Origin of the sequence: Pseudoalteromonas sp. CO342X (assembly GCF_004208915.1) — a bacterium.
In the GTDB taxonomy this organism is placed as follows: domain Bacteria; phylum Pseudomonadota; class Gammaproteobacteria; order Enterobacterales; family Alteromonadaceae; genus Pseudoalteromonas; species Pseudoalteromonas maricaloris.
The window spans coordinates 103,276-119,059 of record NZ_SGPH01000006.1 but is presented as its reverse complement, the minus strand read 5'-3'; the positions used below and the strand labels follow the sequence as shown (position 1 = coordinate 119,059).

General features: G+C 44.8%; 11 protein-coding genes and 1 pseudogene. All 12 read right to left on the bottom strand.

Going from position 1 to position 15,784, the window contains the following annotated elements:
* Nucleotides 1–77, bottom strand: a pseudogene (locus EXT47_RS01405) (elongation factor Tu); the annotation flags it as partial.
* Between the two features lie 57 nt (nt 78–134).
* A complete protein-coding gene (gene fusA / locus EXT47_RS01400; RefSeq protein ID WP_010607821.1) occupies nt 135–2,249 on the bottom strand; it encodes an elongation factor G in 2,115 nt (704 codons plus the stop codon).
* A gap of 27 nt (nt 2,250–2,276) precedes the next feature.
* Entirely contained in the window at nt 2,277–2,747 is a 471-nt protein-coding gene (rpsG, locus tag EXT47_RS01395) for a 30S ribosomal protein S7 (protein ID WP_010376219.1), read from the bottom strand.
* Nucleotides 2,748–2,848: 101 nt separating this feature from the next.
* The gene (gene rpsL / locus EXT47_RS01390) at nt 2,849–3,223 is read right to left on the bottom strand and encodes a 30S ribosomal protein S12 (protein WP_010367657.1); all 375 of its coding nucleotides are present in this window, start codon (nt 3,221–3,223) and stop codon (nt 2,849–2,851) included.
* A gap of 350 nt (nt 3,224–3,573) precedes the next feature.
* Nucleotides 3,574–7,755, bottom strand: coding sequence for a DNA-directed RNA polymerase subunit beta' (gene rpoC, locus EXT47_RS01385; RefSeq protein WP_010607820.1), 4,182 nt, complete (start codon nt 7,753–7,755; stop codon nt 3,574–3,576).
* Between the two features lie 109 nt (nt 7,756–7,864).
* Nucleotides 7,865–11,890 (bottom strand): DNA-directed RNA polymerase subunit beta, encoded by a 4,026-nt coding sequence (gene rpoB, locus EXT47_RS01380; protein ID WP_010607819.1) that lies wholly within the window; start codon nt 11,888–11,890, stop codon nt 7,865–7,867.
* Between the two features lie 350 nt (nt 11,891–12,240).
* Nucleotides 12,241–12,603, bottom strand: coding sequence for a 50S ribosomal protein L7/L12 (gene rplL, locus EXT47_RS01375; protein WP_010376226.1), 363 nt, complete (start codon nt 12,601–12,603; stop codon nt 12,241–12,243).
* A gap of 71 nt (nt 12,604–12,674) precedes the next feature.
* Complete coding sequence (rplJ, locus tag EXT47_RS01370) at nt 12,675–13,169, bottom strand: 50S ribosomal protein L10 (RefSeq protein WP_128725818.1); 495 nt, start codon at nt 13,167–13,169, stop codon at nt 12,675–12,677.
* Between the two features lie 337 nt (nt 13,170–13,506).
* Nucleotides 13,507–14,211, bottom strand: a complete 705-nt coding sequence (gene rplA / locus EXT47_RS01365; RefSeq protein ID WP_010376228.1) for a 50S ribosomal protein L1 — start codon at nt 14,209–14,211, stop codon at nt 13,507–13,509.
* Between the two features lie 6 nt (nt 14,212–14,217).
* Nucleotides 14,218–14,646 carry a 50S ribosomal protein L11 gene (gene rplK / locus EXT47_RS01360; RefSeq protein WP_010376229.1) on the bottom strand — a complete coding sequence of 143 codons (429 nt, stop codon included), beginning with the start codon at nt 14,644–14,646 and terminating at the stop codon, nt 14,218–14,220.
* Between the two features lie 167 nt (nt 14,647–14,813).
* The gene (gene nusG / locus EXT47_RS01355) at nt 14,814–15,371 is read right to left on the bottom strand and encodes a transcription termination/antitermination protein NusG (protein ID WP_010376230.1); all 558 of its coding nucleotides are present in this window, start codon (nt 15,369–15,371) and stop codon (nt 14,814–14,816) included.
* A gap of 4 nt (nt 15,372–15,375) precedes the next feature.
* Complete coding sequence (gene secE, locus EXT47_RS01350) at nt 15,376–15,753, bottom strand: preprotein translocase subunit SecE (RefSeq protein ID WP_010376231.1); 378 nt, start codon at nt 15,751–15,753, stop codon at nt 15,376–15,378.
* Between the last annotated feature and the right edge of the window lie 31 nt (nt 15,754–15,784).

Genomic DNA, 15,784 nt, shown 5'->3' with positions numbered 1-15,784 from the left:
GTTTTACCGTGGTCAACGTGGCCGATAGTACCAACGTTTACGTGCGGTTTTACGCGTTCAAACTTTTCTTTTGCCATTTTCAAATTTCCTATAAAGAAATTAAAGTCCAGCCCTAAGACCGGACCGAACTAAAATTACTTAACAGCGCGAGCTGCAATTATTGCATCAGCTACGTTTTTAGCCGCTTCAGCATACTTTAGGAATTCCATAGAGTATGATGCGCGCCCTTGTGTAGCGGAGCGTAAGTCTGTTGCATAACCAAACATTTCAGAAAGCGGTACCTGAGCATTAATTTGCTTCGAGCCACCAAATGCTTCTTCCATGCCTTCAATTATGCCACGACGACGGTTTAAGTCGCCTACTACATCACCCATGTTTTCTTCAGGGGTGATTACTTCTACTTTCATGACAGGCTCAAGTAGAACAGGACTTGCTTCAAGCGCGCCCTTTCTAAAGCCCATCGAACCTGCGATCTTAAACGCCATCTCGTTTGAGTCTACATCGTGGAATGAGCCATCAAACAGGGTAGCTTTAACACCCAATAGCGGATAACCGGCAAGAACACCTTGCTTCATCTGCTCTTGAATACCTTTATCAACCGCTGGGATATACTCTTTTGGTACTGTACCACCTACGATTTCGTTAACGAATTCGTATATTGGCGCATCATCATCAGAGACATCCATTGGTTCTAGCTTCAACCAAACGTGACCATATTGACCACGACCACCAGATTGACGCACAAACTTACCTTCAGCTTCAACAGAAGCTCGGATAGTTTCGCGGTATGCAACCTGAGGCTTACCAACGTTACACACAACGTTAAACTCACGCTTCATACGATCGACAATGATATCTAAGTGAAGTTCACCCATACCAGAGATAATCGTCTGACCTGATTCTTCGTCCGTTTCTACACGGAATGAAGGATCTTCTGCTGCAAGTTTACCAAGCGCAACGCCCATTTTTTCTTGGTCAGCTACTGTTTTAGGTTCTACTGCGACCGAGATTACAGGCTCAGGGAACTCCATACGTTCTAACGTAATTGGGGCATCTTGAGCACAAAGTGTATCACCAGTAGTTACATCTTTTAGGCCGATAGCAGCCGCGATGTCACCCGCATGAACTTCTTTAATCTCTTCACGCGAGTTTGAGTGCATTTGAACAATACGTCCAAAACGCTCTTTTTTACCTTTAACAGGATTTAGTACCGAATCACCTTGGCTAACTTTACCAGAGTAAACTCGGAAGAAAGTAAGTGTGCCAACGAATGGATCGGTTGCGATCTTAAATGCAAGCGCCGCAAACGGTGCATTATCGTCAGCTTCACGCGTATCTTCGGTTTCGTCTTCTAAGACACCTTGGATAGCTTTTACTTCAGTAGGCGAAGGCATGAATTCAATCACAGCGTCAAGCACAGCCTGAACACCTTTGTTCTTGAATGCACTACCTGTCGTCATTGGCACAATTTCATTGGCCAATGTGCGTTGGCGAAGGGCTGATTTAATCTCTTCTTCGCTCAACTCACCATCTTCAAGATATTTTTCCATTAGCTCTTCAGAAGCTTCTGCAGCGCTCTCAATTAGATGAGAACGCCATTCTTCAGCAAGCTCAAGAAGATCTGCAGGGACCTCTTCATAGTTGAAAGTCATCCCCTGGTCTTCTTCATTCCAGTTAATCGCTTTCATCTTGATAAGGTCAATAACACCTTTAAATTCATCTTCAGCACCAATTGGTAGCTGAATAGGCACAGGTGTAGCACCGAGACGTTTTTTAACTTGTTCAACAACAGACAAGAAGTTTGCTCCCGTACGATCCATCTTATTGACGAAAATCATACGTGGTACTTCGTATTTGTTTGCCTGACGCCAAACGGTCTCAGTTTGCGGTTGCACACCTGATGAAGCACATAACACAACAACAGCACCATCAAGTACGCGCAATGAACGCTCTACTTCGATAGTAAAATCTACGTGTCCTGGAGTATCGATGATGTTTACACGATGCTCATCAAACTGAGCATCCATCCCTTTCCAGAAACACGTCGTTGCAGCAGAAGTGATCGTGATACCACGCTCTTGCTCCTGCTCCATCCAGTCCATAGTTGCGGCACCGTCGTGTACCTCACCAATCTTATGAGAAAGACCAGTATAGAAAAGTACGCGCTCGGTCGTAGTTGTTTTACCCGCATCTACGTGAGCACATATACCAATGTTACGGTAGCGCTCAATCGGAGTTGTCCGTGCCATAATATCCTCTTAAAGGGTGTTAGCAGATTACCAACGGTAGTGAGCGAATGCTTTGTTCGCTTCAGCCATACGGTGAACGTCTTCACGTTTCTTAACCGCAGTGCCTTTGTTTTCAGCAGCGTCGATCATCTCTTGAGCAAGACGAAGACCCATTGATTTTTCGCCACGCTTACGTGCAGCTTCAACCAACCAACGCATACCTAGTGCGTTACGACGCACTGGACGTACTTCAACTGGTACTTGGTACGTTGAACCACCAACACGGCGAGATTTAACCTCTACCTGTGGGCGAACGTTATCAAGTGCAGATTCAAAGATTTCTAGGTGCGACTTGCCTGATTTTTCAGCAGCCACGTCTAGCGCACCATATACGATTTTTTCAGCAGTAGATTTCTTGCCGTCAAGCATTACTACGTTAACGAATTTAGCAAGAAGCTCTGATCCGAACTTCGGATCTGGAAGAATTTTACGTTGACCTATTACGCGTCTTCTAGGCATTTTCTTTCTCCGGTATCTTCAGGTCCGTGCTAAACACGGATTCCCAAAACAATATATAAAAATTTAAAACTTAAGTGCTTGGCCTTACTAACGGAGAACCATTAGCCCTTAGGACGTTTTGCACCGTACTTAGAACGAGCCTGTCTACGGTCGTTTACGCCTGCACAGTCAAGTGCACCACGAACAGTGTGGAAACGCACACCTGGTAAGTCTTTAACACGACCACCACGGATTAGGATTACACTGTGCTCTTGTAGGTTGTGACCTTCACCACCAATGTATGAAGTTACTTCGAAACCGTTAGTTAAACGTACACGCGCTACTTTACGTAATGCAGAGTTTGGTTTCTTAGGTGTTGTTGTATATACACGAGTACATACACCACGCTTTTGTGGACAAGCTTTAAGAGCAGCAGAGTTGCTCTTTGTAACCTTGCTACGACGTGGCTTACGCACTAGCTGGTTAATAGTTGCCATTAAATAGCTCCTGAATTAATAAATTACTACTGAAAAATAAAATCTTACCATTTAGGTCAAATCCAATTTTCTTGAACGACTAAAATGGGTGGCCGAATTTTAATGACCAAAGTTTAACCTGTCAACCAAAAGTCGTCATCAGCGCTAAGTAAATGTATGCAATTCGGATGGTTTTGTCTGCGAAGCTATTGAAAGTTAACAAAAGTTAGCGATTGCATTGAAAAACCTTTGTTGCAGTATACATATTGATGTGACGCTTTGATGGCAATTCGACCTGCGAGTTGAAAAGGCATAAAAAAACCGCTGTATTCACACAGCGGTTTTTCAATTAATTCGCTAAATGGCGAGGATTACTCGTTGCCACCTAGTAAATCAGCGTTTAGTGCGTCTGTTAGCGCTTGAGTTGCCTCTTCAGCACTTACTGTTTGCTCTTCAACAGCTGCTTCACCTTGCTTACGACGGTTGATGCGCTCTTCATGGTATGCGAAACCTGTACCCGCTGGGATCAAACGACCCACGATTACGTTTTCTTTCAGACCACGTAGCTCATCGCTCTTACCGTTAACCGCAGCTTCGGTTAGAACACGTGTTGTTTCCTGGAACGATGCCGCAGAAATAAACGATTCAGTCGCAAGTGACGCTTTAGTAATACCCATTAGTTGGATTTCAAACTTAGCTGGGATCTTACCTTGCATTTCTAGTTCACGGTTAGCGATGTTTACACGTGCAACTTCAGCTTGCTCGCCTACTAGGAATTCACTGTCACCACCATCAAGGATGATACACTTACGAAGCATCTGACGAACGATAGTCTCAATGTGCTTATCGTTAATCTTTACGCCCTGTAGACGGTATACTTCTTGTACTTCGTTAGTGATGTAGTTAGATACATCAGTAACACCACGTAGACGTAGGATGTCGTGCGGAGACTCTGGACCATCGGCGATTACTTCACCTTTAGCCACTTGCTCACCTTCGAACACGTTAAGCTGACGCCATTTCGGGATCATCTCTTCGTATGCATCACCCTCTTCCGGTGTGATCACAAGACGTTTCTTACCTTTAGTCTCTTTACCGAAGCTAACGGTACCTGTGATTTCTGCAAGGATTGCAGGATCTTTTGGCTTACGCGCTTCGAATAGGTCAGCAACTCGAGGTAGACCACCCGTGATGTCACGAGTCTTCGAACCTTCTTGTGGAATACGAGCCAGTACCGAACCAGGTAGTACTGTTGCACCATCTGTGATTTCAATCGTTGTGAATGAAGGTAGACGGATCTCTTGAAGACCACGTTCTTCGTTCTCAATGATTAGTTTAGGCTCTTTCGCGTTTACTTTCGCAAGATCCTTAACAACCACACGTGTTAGACCAGTTAATTCATCAGTCTGTGCTTCAGTGTTTGAATCATCGATATCGCTGAACGATACTTTTGACTCATGTTCAATGATGATTGGGTGGCTATGCGGATCCCAAGTAGCAACGATATCGTTACCTTTAACGTCAGCACCATCTTGTACAGTTAATACTGCACCGTAAGGAACTTTATAACGCTCTTTCTCACGACCGTGCTCATCGATTATCGTGATCTCAGTTGAACGAGACGTGATAACGATTTTGCCATCAGCATTGATTACAAACTTCGCATTGTGAAGTTTCAGATTACCATTGTTCTTAACTTGAACACTGTTCTCTGCAGAAGCTCGTGATGCCGCACCACCGATGTGGAATGTACGCATCGTAAGCTGTGTACCCGGCTCACCGATTGACTGTGCCGCGATTACACCAACTGCTTCACCAGGGTTGATGATGTGGCCACGCGCCAAGTCACGACCATAACAGTGTGCACACACACCAAAGTCGTTTTGACAGGTGATTACAGAACGTACTTTAACTTCGTCTACTGAGTGCTCTTCTAGAAGGTCACACAGTTTTTCGTCAATCATTACGTTACGTTCAACCAGTACTTCTGTTGTACCAGGCTTAACCACGTCTTCAGCAACAACACGACCTAGTACACGCTCACGAAGCGGCTCTACAACGTCACCACCTTCAATTAGCGGCTTCATTACTAGACCTTCTTCGGTACCACAGTCTGATTCATTGATAACCAAATCTTGTGCTACGTCTACTAGACGACGAGTTAGGTAACCCGAGTTCGCTGTCTTAAGTGCCGTATCCGCTAGACCCTTACGCGCACCGTGCGTCGAGATAAAGTACTGTAGTACGTTTAGACCTTCACGGAAGTTCGCTGTAATTGGCGTTTCGATGATTGAACCATCTGGACGTGCCATTAGACCACGCATACCCGCTAGCTGACGGATCTGAGCAGCACTACCACGAGCGCCTGAGTCTGCCATCATAAACACTGAGTTAAATGACGGTTGCTCTTCTTCGTTACCTTCAGCGTTGATAACCGTTTCTTTTGAAAGGTTAGCCATCATCTCGCGAGAAAGGTTTTCGTTTACACGTGACCAGATATCGATAACTTTGTTGTATTTCTCACCGGCAGTTACAAGACCTGATTGGAACTGTTGGTTGATTTCTGCAACTTCAGCTTCCGCACGATCGATGATCTCACCTTTAGTTGGTGGGATTACCATGTCATTGATACCGATAGAAACACCTGACTTCATCGCGTAGTGGAAACCGGTATACATCACTTGGTCAGCAAAGATAACTGTATCTTTAAGACCTAGACGACGGTAACACTCGTTAAGAAGACCAGAAATTTGTTTCTTACCTAGTGGTTTGTTGATCAGTTCAAACGGCAAGCCTTCAGGGATATTCAATGAAAGGATTGCACGACCTACTGTCGTATCTACTAGGTGAGTTAAAGTGCCGCGCTCACGTGTTTCTTCGTCGATAGTCACTTCTGTGATACGCACTTTAACACGAGCGTGAAGCTCAGCAGCACCTACACGGTATGCTTTTTCAGCTTCTTTAGCATCTTTAAATACTAAACCTTCACCTTTACCGTTGATGCGATCGCGAGTCATGTAGTAAAGACCTAGTACAACGTCCTGTGAAGGAACGATGATTGGTTCACCGTTAGCTGGTGCTAGGATGTTGTTGGTAGACATCATCAATGCACGCGCTTCCAACTGCGCTTCAAGCGTCAGAGGTACGTGAACAGCCATTTGGTCACCATCGAAGTCAGCGTTATACGCCGCGCACACTAGCGGGTGCAGGTGGATCGCTTTACCTTCGATAAGTACAGGTTCGAATGCTTGGATACCTAGACGGTGAAGTGTTGGCGCACGGTTAAGTAAAACCGGGTGCTCACGGATAACTTCGTCTAGTACGTCCCAAACTTCTGGTACTTCACGCTCAACCATCTTCTTCGCAGCTTTGATGGTTGTCGCCATACCACGGCGCTCTAGTTTACCGTAGATAAATGGCTTGAATAGCTCAAGTGCCATCTTCTTAGGTAGACCACACTGATGTAGTTTCAGCGTAGGACCAACGGTGATAACAGAACGGCCTGAGTAGTCAACACGCTTACCTAGAAGGTTTTGACGGAAACGACCTTGCTTACCTTTGATCATGTCAGCAAGCGACTTCAGTGGACGCTTGTTAGAACCTGTAATTGCACGGCCACGACGACCATTATCAAGTAGCGCATCAACCGCTTCTTGAAGCATACGCTTTTCGTTACGTACGATGATGTCTGGTGCAGCTAGGTCTAGAAGACGCTTCAAACGGTTGTTACGGTTGATCACACGACGGTAAAGGTCGTTCAGATCTGAAGTCGCAAAACGACCACCGTCTAGTGGTACTAGCGGACGTAGATCTGGTGGAAGAACCGGTAGCACGCTCATTACCATCCACTCAGGGTTGTTACCTGATTGGTGGAACGCTTCCATTAGTTTAAGACGCTTAGTGATTTTCTTACGCTTAGTTTCAGAGTTGATTGTTGGCAACTCTTCACGCATTTCAGCGATTAACTGACCAAGGTCTAGGTCACGAAGTAGATCAAGTACAGCTTCTGCACCCATCTTCGCTTCAAACTCATCACCGTGCTCTTCAAGTGCATCTAGGTATTCTTCTTCACCTAGTAGTTGACCGCGCTCAAGCGTAGTCATACCTGGCTCAGTTACCACGAATGATTCGAAATAAAGTACGCGCTCGATATCACGAAGCGTCATATCTAGCATTAGACCGATACGTGACGGAAGTGATTTCAAGAACCAAATATGCGCAACTGGGCTAGCCAGCTCGATGTGACCCATACGGTCACGACGTACTTTTGTTAGCGTTACTTCAACGCCACACTTTTCACAGATAACACCACGGTGCTTCAAGCGCTTGTATTTACCACACAAACACTCGTAATCTTTTACTGGGCCGAAGATACGGGCACAGAATAAGCCATCACGCTCAGGCTTGAAAGTACGGTAGTTGATTGTCTCAGGTTTCTTTACTTCACCGTAAGACCATGAACGCACCATGTCTGGCGAAGCAAGACCAATGCGAATTGCATCGAATTCTTCGGTCTTATTTTGTTGCTTCAGAAACTTAAGTAAGTCTTTCACCTTAGCTCTCCTGTCGGAGGTTAATCTTGAGGGCAAGCCATGCTTGCCCCTACATTCTTTTCAGTCCGGTTGCAGTTATGCAACGCCGCAGCGCACTGCGGCGGTCGGATTAAATTTCTTCCAACTCGATGTTGATACCTAGCGAGCGGATTTCTTTCAACAGTACGTTGAACGACTCAGGCATACCCGGTTCCATCTTGTGGTTACCGTCTACGATGTTCTTATACATCTTAGTACGACCGTTAACGTCATCCGACTTCACTGTCAACATTTCTTGTAGCGTGTAGGCAGCACCGTATGCTTCTAGTGCCCATACCTCCATCTCACCGAAACGCTGACCACCGAACTGTGCCTTACCACCCAGCGGCTGCTGAGTAACTAGGCTGTAAGAACCTGTTGAACGCGCGTGCATCTTGTCATCAACAAGGTGGTTCAGTTTCAGCATGTACATGTAGCCTACTGTTACTTGACGCTCAAATGCATCACCAGTACGACCATCATATAACGTTACCTGACCACTTCTTGGATAACCACCAAGCTCTAGCATGTCTTTGATTTCAGCTTCACGTGCACCATCAAATGCTGGTGTTGCGATTGGAAGACCACCTTTAAGGTTATCTGCCAAGCGACGGATTTCATCATCAGAGAAGTTAGCAATATCTACTTTCTGACGGCAGTCACCGATTTCGTAAGCTTTCTTGATGAATTCGCGTAGCTCGTGAATTTCACGTTGCTCTTTCATCATTTCTTCAAGACGTTCACCGATACCACGAGCAGCTAGACCCATGTGAGTTTCTAGGATCTGACCGATGTTCATACGTGATGGTACACCCAGCGGGTTAAGTACGATATCTACAGTACGACCTTTATCATCGTAAGGCATGTCTTCAACAGGAACGATAGTTGAGATTACACCCTTGTTACCGTGACGACCCGCCATCTTATCACCAGGTTGGATACGACGTTTAACAGCTAGGTATACTTTAACAATCTTAAGTACGCCAGGTGCTAGGTCATCACCTTGAGTGATCTTACGACGCTTGTTCTCGAAACGCTTATCGTAGTCAGCTTTAAGCTCGTCATACTGTGCAGCCAGTTGCTCAAGCTCTGCTTGATGCTCTTCATCAGCAAGACTTTGTGTTAGTAGCTTCTCAGTGTTAAAGCCAGCAAGCTGCTCTTCACTCATACCTGATTTAATCAGTAAGTTACGAGCGTGAGTCAGGATACCGCCTTCAAGGATTCTGAACTCTTCGTTGAAGTCTTTCTTCGCTTCGCGAAGCTGCATATCTTCAACTTCTAGTGCACGTTTGTCTTTTTCAACACCATCACGCGTAAACACTTGTACGTCGATAACCGTACCAGATACAGAGTTTGGTACACGTAGTGAGCTGTCTTTAACGTCAGACGCTTTTTCACCGAAGATAGCGCGTAGTAGCTTTTCTTCAGGTGTTAGCTGCGTTTCACCTTTAGGCGTTACTTTACCTACAAGGATGTCACCGCCTTTCACTTCAGCACCGATATATACAACGCCTGATTCGTCAAGCTTACCTAGTGCAGACTCACCTACGTTTGGAATATCCGCAGTGATTTCTTCTGGACCAAGCTTAGTATCACGAGCGATACACTGAAGCTCTTGAATGTGGATAGTCGTTAGACGATCTTCTTTTACAACATTCTCTGAAAGTAGGATTGAATCCTCGAAGTTGTAACCATTCCAAGGCATGAACGCTACGCGTAGGTTCTGACCAAGTGCTAAGTCACCTAGGTCTGTTGAAGGACCATCAGCAAGCACGTCACCACGTACCACCGGCTCACCAACCATACAAGTTGGTTTCTGGTTGATACAAGTGTTTTGGTTTGAACGTGTGTACTTCGTTAAGTTATAGATGTCGATGCCCGCTTCACCTTGGATGCGCTCATCTTCATTAACGTTAACAACAATACGGCTTGCATCAGCATACTTAACGATACCGCCACGCTTAGCAACGATTGTTACACCAGAGTCTTTCGCTAGTGTACGCTCAATACCAGTACCAACTAACGGCTTATCAGCACGTAGTGTAGGTACAGCTTGACGTTGCATGTTTGATCCCATCAATGCGCGGTTCGCGTCATCGTGTTCTAGGAATGGGATAAGCGCTGCCGCCACAGAGATTACCTGCTGTGGAGATACGTCCATATACTGGATGCTGTCGCTTGGCATAAAGGTTGATTCACCTTTAAAACGACATGGAATCAATTCTTCAGCGAATTGGTTGTCATCAGTTAGCGTTGTATTCGCCTGTGCGATAACGAACTGACCTTCTTCAATTGCTGATAGGTAATCAACATCGTCAGTAACGATACCATCTACTACTTTGCGGTATGGAGTCTCTAAGAAACCATAGTCGTTTGTACGCGCGTAAGTAGATAGCGAGTTGATTAGACCGATGTTTGGACCTTCAGGCGTTTCGATAGGACAAACACGACCGTAGTGCGTTACGTGTACGTCACGTACTTCGAAGCCAGCACGCTCACGAGTTAGACCACCCGGACCTAATGCAGAAATACGACGCTTGTGCGTTACTTCTGAAAGCGGGTTGTTCTGGTCCATAAACTGTGAAAGCTGTGAAGAACCAAAGAATTCTTTTACTGCTGCAGAGATTGGCTTAGCGTTGATCAAATCCTGTGGCATAACGTTATCTAGGTCACCAAGACTTAGACGCTCACGCACTGCACGCTCAACACGTACAAGACCTACACGGAATTGGTTTTCAGCCATTTCACCTACAGAACGGATACGACGGTTACCTAAGTGGTCGATGTCATCAACATCGCCTTTACCGTTACGGATGTCGATCAATACCTTCATCACGCTCACGATATCTTCTTTAGATAACGTACCGTCACCTTCGTCTGAATCATAACCAACACGGCTATTGAACTTCATACGACCAACCGTTGAAAGGTCGTAGCGCTCTTCAGAGAAGAATAGGTTATCAAATAACGCTTCTGCAGCTTCTTTTGTTGGTGGCTCACCAGGGCGCATCATGCGATAGATTTCTACCAATGCTTCTAGGCGATTGTTAGTAGAATCAACACGTAATGTCTCTGACATGTACGCACCGCTGTCTACTTCGTTGATGTAAAGCGTATCGATCTTTGAGTGACCCGCTTTCACCAATTCAGCCATAAGCTCTAGTGATAGTTCAGTGTTCGCTTCTGCAATCACTTCGCCTGTTGATTCGTCGATATAGTTTTTAGCAACAACACGACCGATGATGTACTCATGCGGTACTTCAAGAGTGTCGATGCCTTGCTTTTCGATGCTCTTAATGTGGCGTGCAGTAATACGACGGCCTTTTTCAACCAATACGTCACCGTTTGCATCTTTAATATCAAATGCAGCGGTTTCACCACGTAGGCGTGAAGGCACAAGTTCCATCAACACTTTGCCATCTTTTACTTCGAAACTTGTCGTTTCAAAGAATAGTGCCAAGATTTCTTCTGAAGTGAACTCTAGTGCACGTAAGATGATAGATGCTGGTAGTTTACGGCGACGGTCAATACGAACGTAAAGGTTATCTTTAACGTCGAATTCAAAGTCAAGCCATGAACCACGGTAAGGGATCACACGTGCGTTATATAACACTTTACCAGATGAGTGTGATTTACCACGGTCGTTATCAAAGAATACACCAGGTGAACGGTGTAGCTGAGAAACGATAACACGCTCAGTACCATTGATTACGAAAGTACCGGTGTCTGTCATGAGCGGGATTTCGCCCATGTAAACTTCTTGCTCTTTTATGTCTTTGACTGTGCCAGGTGCATCTTTGTCCATTAGCACAAGACGTAGTTTAACGCGAAGTGGAGCAGAATATGTCACACCGCGAATTTGACATTCTTTAACGTCAAATACTGGCTCGCCAATACGATAACTGACGTATTGAAGTTCAGAGTTGCCCGAGTAGCTCTTGATAGGGAATACAGAACGGAAAGCAGCTTCCAATCCAGTATCGCCATCGGCATCAGGCGCAATGAACTTATCGAACGATTCCAACTGCATTTGCAGTAGGAAAGGTATGTCCAAAACCTGTGGACGTTTACCAAAATCCTTACGGATACGTTTCTTTTCAGAATAAGAGTAAGCCATGGGGTTCCTCAGCTTGCTGATCTTTGACCCAACCTGTCCAAAATTGAACAGACTTCACTGGCATCTAAGCCATGATAACAACATCTAAATTGTCACACTAACTTGCTTAACTAACGGCTTAAATGAGCACAATTCAGGCTATATTCAAATCGTTAATGTCATCAAATTAGTGTTACTTCAAATGCCATTGCGATTTTCAACAAAAACTTCTAAGTTATTGAAAATTACAGTGAAATTCGAAGATTTATGCACGATAGAAATGCATATCTCTATAGCGCAAAAGGGCCGGTGATTAAATAATCACCAGCCCTTGCCTGATTTCTCAGGCAGCGAACCTAGCGGGAGCTAGATTACTTGATCTCAACTTGAGCACCAGCTTCTTCAAGATCTTTCTTAAGAGCTTCAGCTTCTTCCTTAGATACACCTTCTTTGATAGGTGCAGGAGCAGACTCAACTAGAGCTTTAGCTTCTTTAAGGCCTAGACCTGTTGCGCCACGTACCGCTTTGATTGCAGCAACTTTGTTACCGCCAGCAGCAGCTAGGATTACGTCGAACTCAGTCTTTTCTTCAGCAGCTTCAGCAGGACCAGCAGCAACAACAGCAGCAGCTGCAGTTACACCGAACTTCTCTTCCATAGCTTCAACTAGTTCAACAACTTCCATTACTGACATTTCAGCAATAGCGTCAAGGATTTGGTCTTTAGTTACAGACATTTCAAATTTCCTAATTATTTACGAACCCATGCGGTTCAAAAAATTTATTAAAGAAAGGAGCGTTGCTTAGATTAAGCAGCTTGCTCAGCTTTCTGTACACGTACCGCTTCAATTGTTTTACACAATTTGCCAGCAGACGCTTCTTTCATAGCGCTCATTAAGCGTGCAACAGCTTCGTCGTAAGTAGGTAGCTTAGCAAGCATATCTACATCAACGATTTTGCCTTCAAATGCAGCAGTTTTAAGCTCAAATGCTTCGTTCTTTTTCGCGAAATCTGCAAAGATACGCGCAGCAGCACCAGGGTGCTCTGAAGAGAAAGCGATAAGGCTTGGACCAACTAGTGATTCGTTAAGGCATTCGTAATCAGTGCCTTCAACAGCACGTTTAGCTAGGGTGTTACGAACAACTTTCATCCATACACCAGCTTCACGAGCTTCTTTACGAAGAGCAGTGATTGCACCTACTGTTACACCACGAGAATCAGCAACAACTGCTGAAAGAGCACCTTTGGCAGCTTCGTTGACTTCAGCAACAATTGCTTTTTTGTCTTGAAGATTTAAAGCCATGGGTGTTACTCCTGGTTTATAGAAAAACAAACATGTTTTTCAGTTCTACTCTACCCTGCTAAAAACTTTAGCAGAGATGCTTTTTACGGCGAGAGCCAGAAGATTAGGAAAATCTAGCTGGGATTCACACCGTCTACGTAGGACGATTAAGGCCGAAGCCACCTACGGTCTTGGACGGAAGCGCAATTTATCGATTCATTGTAGACCATGATGGAAACAATTTTCGAAATTATGCGCTTCAACCCGAATTCTTTGCTTTGTAAAGAAGCACACTTCTCTACAAAATGGCGCAAAATTATAGTCTAATTTTTACGCCATGTAAACGCTAAACTCTAAATTATACTACTTGAGTATTTAGAGTAGCTTGGTCTAAAGCAACACCAGCACCCATCGTAGTAGAGATGCTTACTTTCTTCACGAAAGTACCTTTTGCAGTAGAAGGCTTAGCCTTCTTAAGCGCGATGATTAGCGCTTCAAGGTTTTCTTGAAGTTGGTTAGCGTCAAAGTCTACTTTACCGATAGTAGTGTGGATGATACCGTTCTTATCGTTACGGTAGCGAACCTGACCAGCTTTAGCGTTCTTAACAGCTTCTGCAACGTTAGGCGTTACAGTACCTGTCTTAGGGTTAGGCATAAGACCACGTGGACCTAGGATTTGGCCTAGTTGACCAACAACGCGCATTGCATCAGGAGAAGCAACAACAACGTCAAAGTTCATTTCGCCTTTCTTAACTTGCTCTGCAAGGTCTTCCATACCTACTAAATCAGCACCAGCTTCTTTAGCAGCTTCAGCATTTGCACCTTGAGTGAATACCGCTACGCGTACATCGCGACCAGTACCGTGAGGTAGTACAGTTGCACCACGTACGTTTTGGTCAGATTTACGAGCATCGATACCTAGGTTTACAGCAACGTCAACACTTTCAACGAACTTAGCAGTAGCAAGTTCTTTTAGAAGAGCAACAGCTTCGTTGATTTCGTACTCTTTAGTCGCATCCACTTTCTCGCGGATAGTACGCATACGCTTAGTTAATTTAGCCATTCTCAATTACTCCTCTACGTTCAAGCCCATTGCACGTGCAGAACCTGCAATCGTGCGTACAGCTGCGTCCATATCAGCAGCAGTAAGATCTGGACGTTTCGTCTCAACGATCTCTTCAAGTTGAGCACGAGTAACTGTACCAACTTTTTCAGTGTTAGGACGACCAGAACCAGACTTGATACCAGCAGCCTTCTTAAGAAGGTATGCCGCAGGTGGAGTCTTCATTTCAAAAGTGAAAGAACGGTCACTGTAAACAGAAATAACAACAGGAACAGGTGCGCCTTTTTCGATAGACTCTGTACGTGCGTTGAACGCTTTACAGAATTCCATGATGTTTACACCGTGTTGACCTAATGCAGGACCTACTGGAGGACTAGGGTTAGCCATACCAGCAGCAACTTGTAGCTTGATTAGAGCTTCAACTTTCTTAGCCATGATAATACCTCAATTGTGGGTCTTTGCCTCGTGCGCGCGAGGACGCGTACTCAAACGGCTTCCCAGTTAAAAAATTCAGTCTTTTTGCCGCATATTTTTGCGTACAACAAAAAGGCCGCTGATTATAGATTAATCAGCGGCCTTTGACAACTTTTTCAAGTTAGAATTTATTTGTCTTTCTCAACCTGACCAAATTCTAGGTCTACAGGCGTTGAACGACCGAAAATAAGTACCGAAACTTTCAGGCGACTCTTTTCGTAATCCACTTCTTCAACCACACCGTTGAAGTCAGCAAATGGACCATCTGTAACACGAACCACTTCACCCGGTTCAAATAAAGTAGCAGGTTTCGGTGCTTCAGCATTTTCTTGCAGACGGTTAAGAATACGATCTGCTTCTTTTTGACTGATTGGTGCAGGACGGTCTGACGTACCACCAACAAAGCCCATTACACGCGGTGTACTATTCACCAAGTGCCAAGACGCATCGTCCATTACCATTTGAACTAATACATAGCCAGGGAAGAATTTACGCTCAGATTTACGTTTCTGACCTGCACGCATTTCAACCACTTCTTCAGTCGGCACAAGGATCTCACCGAATAGGTCTTCTAACCCTTCGATTTTAATATGCTCGATAATGGTTTGTGCTACGCGTTTTTCAAAACCTGAAAACGCTTGGATCACGTACCAACGTAATTTCTTTTCTTTGTTCTCATCCGACATGGGATCAGATCTCCAATCCAGTTAAAAAGCCTACTGCACGGAAAAGTATACCATCTAATCCCCATAGGATTAATGCCATAATCACCGTTGCAATGATCACGATAAAAGTAGTGTGAGTCGCTTCCTGACGCGTTGGCCAGATAACTTTACGTACTTCAATACGTGATTCTTTAGCAAAAGCGATAAAGGTACGGCCTTTTTCAGTCGTTACCAAAATGCCCAAAGCCGCAGCGATAGCTGCAACCACGCCAACAGCGCGTACTAAAACAGATAAATCGGCATATAGATAATTACCAACTACGGCACCAGTTAGAAGTGCAATAGCAGCTAGCCACTTTACCGTGTCCATCGAGCTCGACGAGTTTTCAACATTAGTGCTCATAATCAATTTTACCTTAAATACAGACACAACA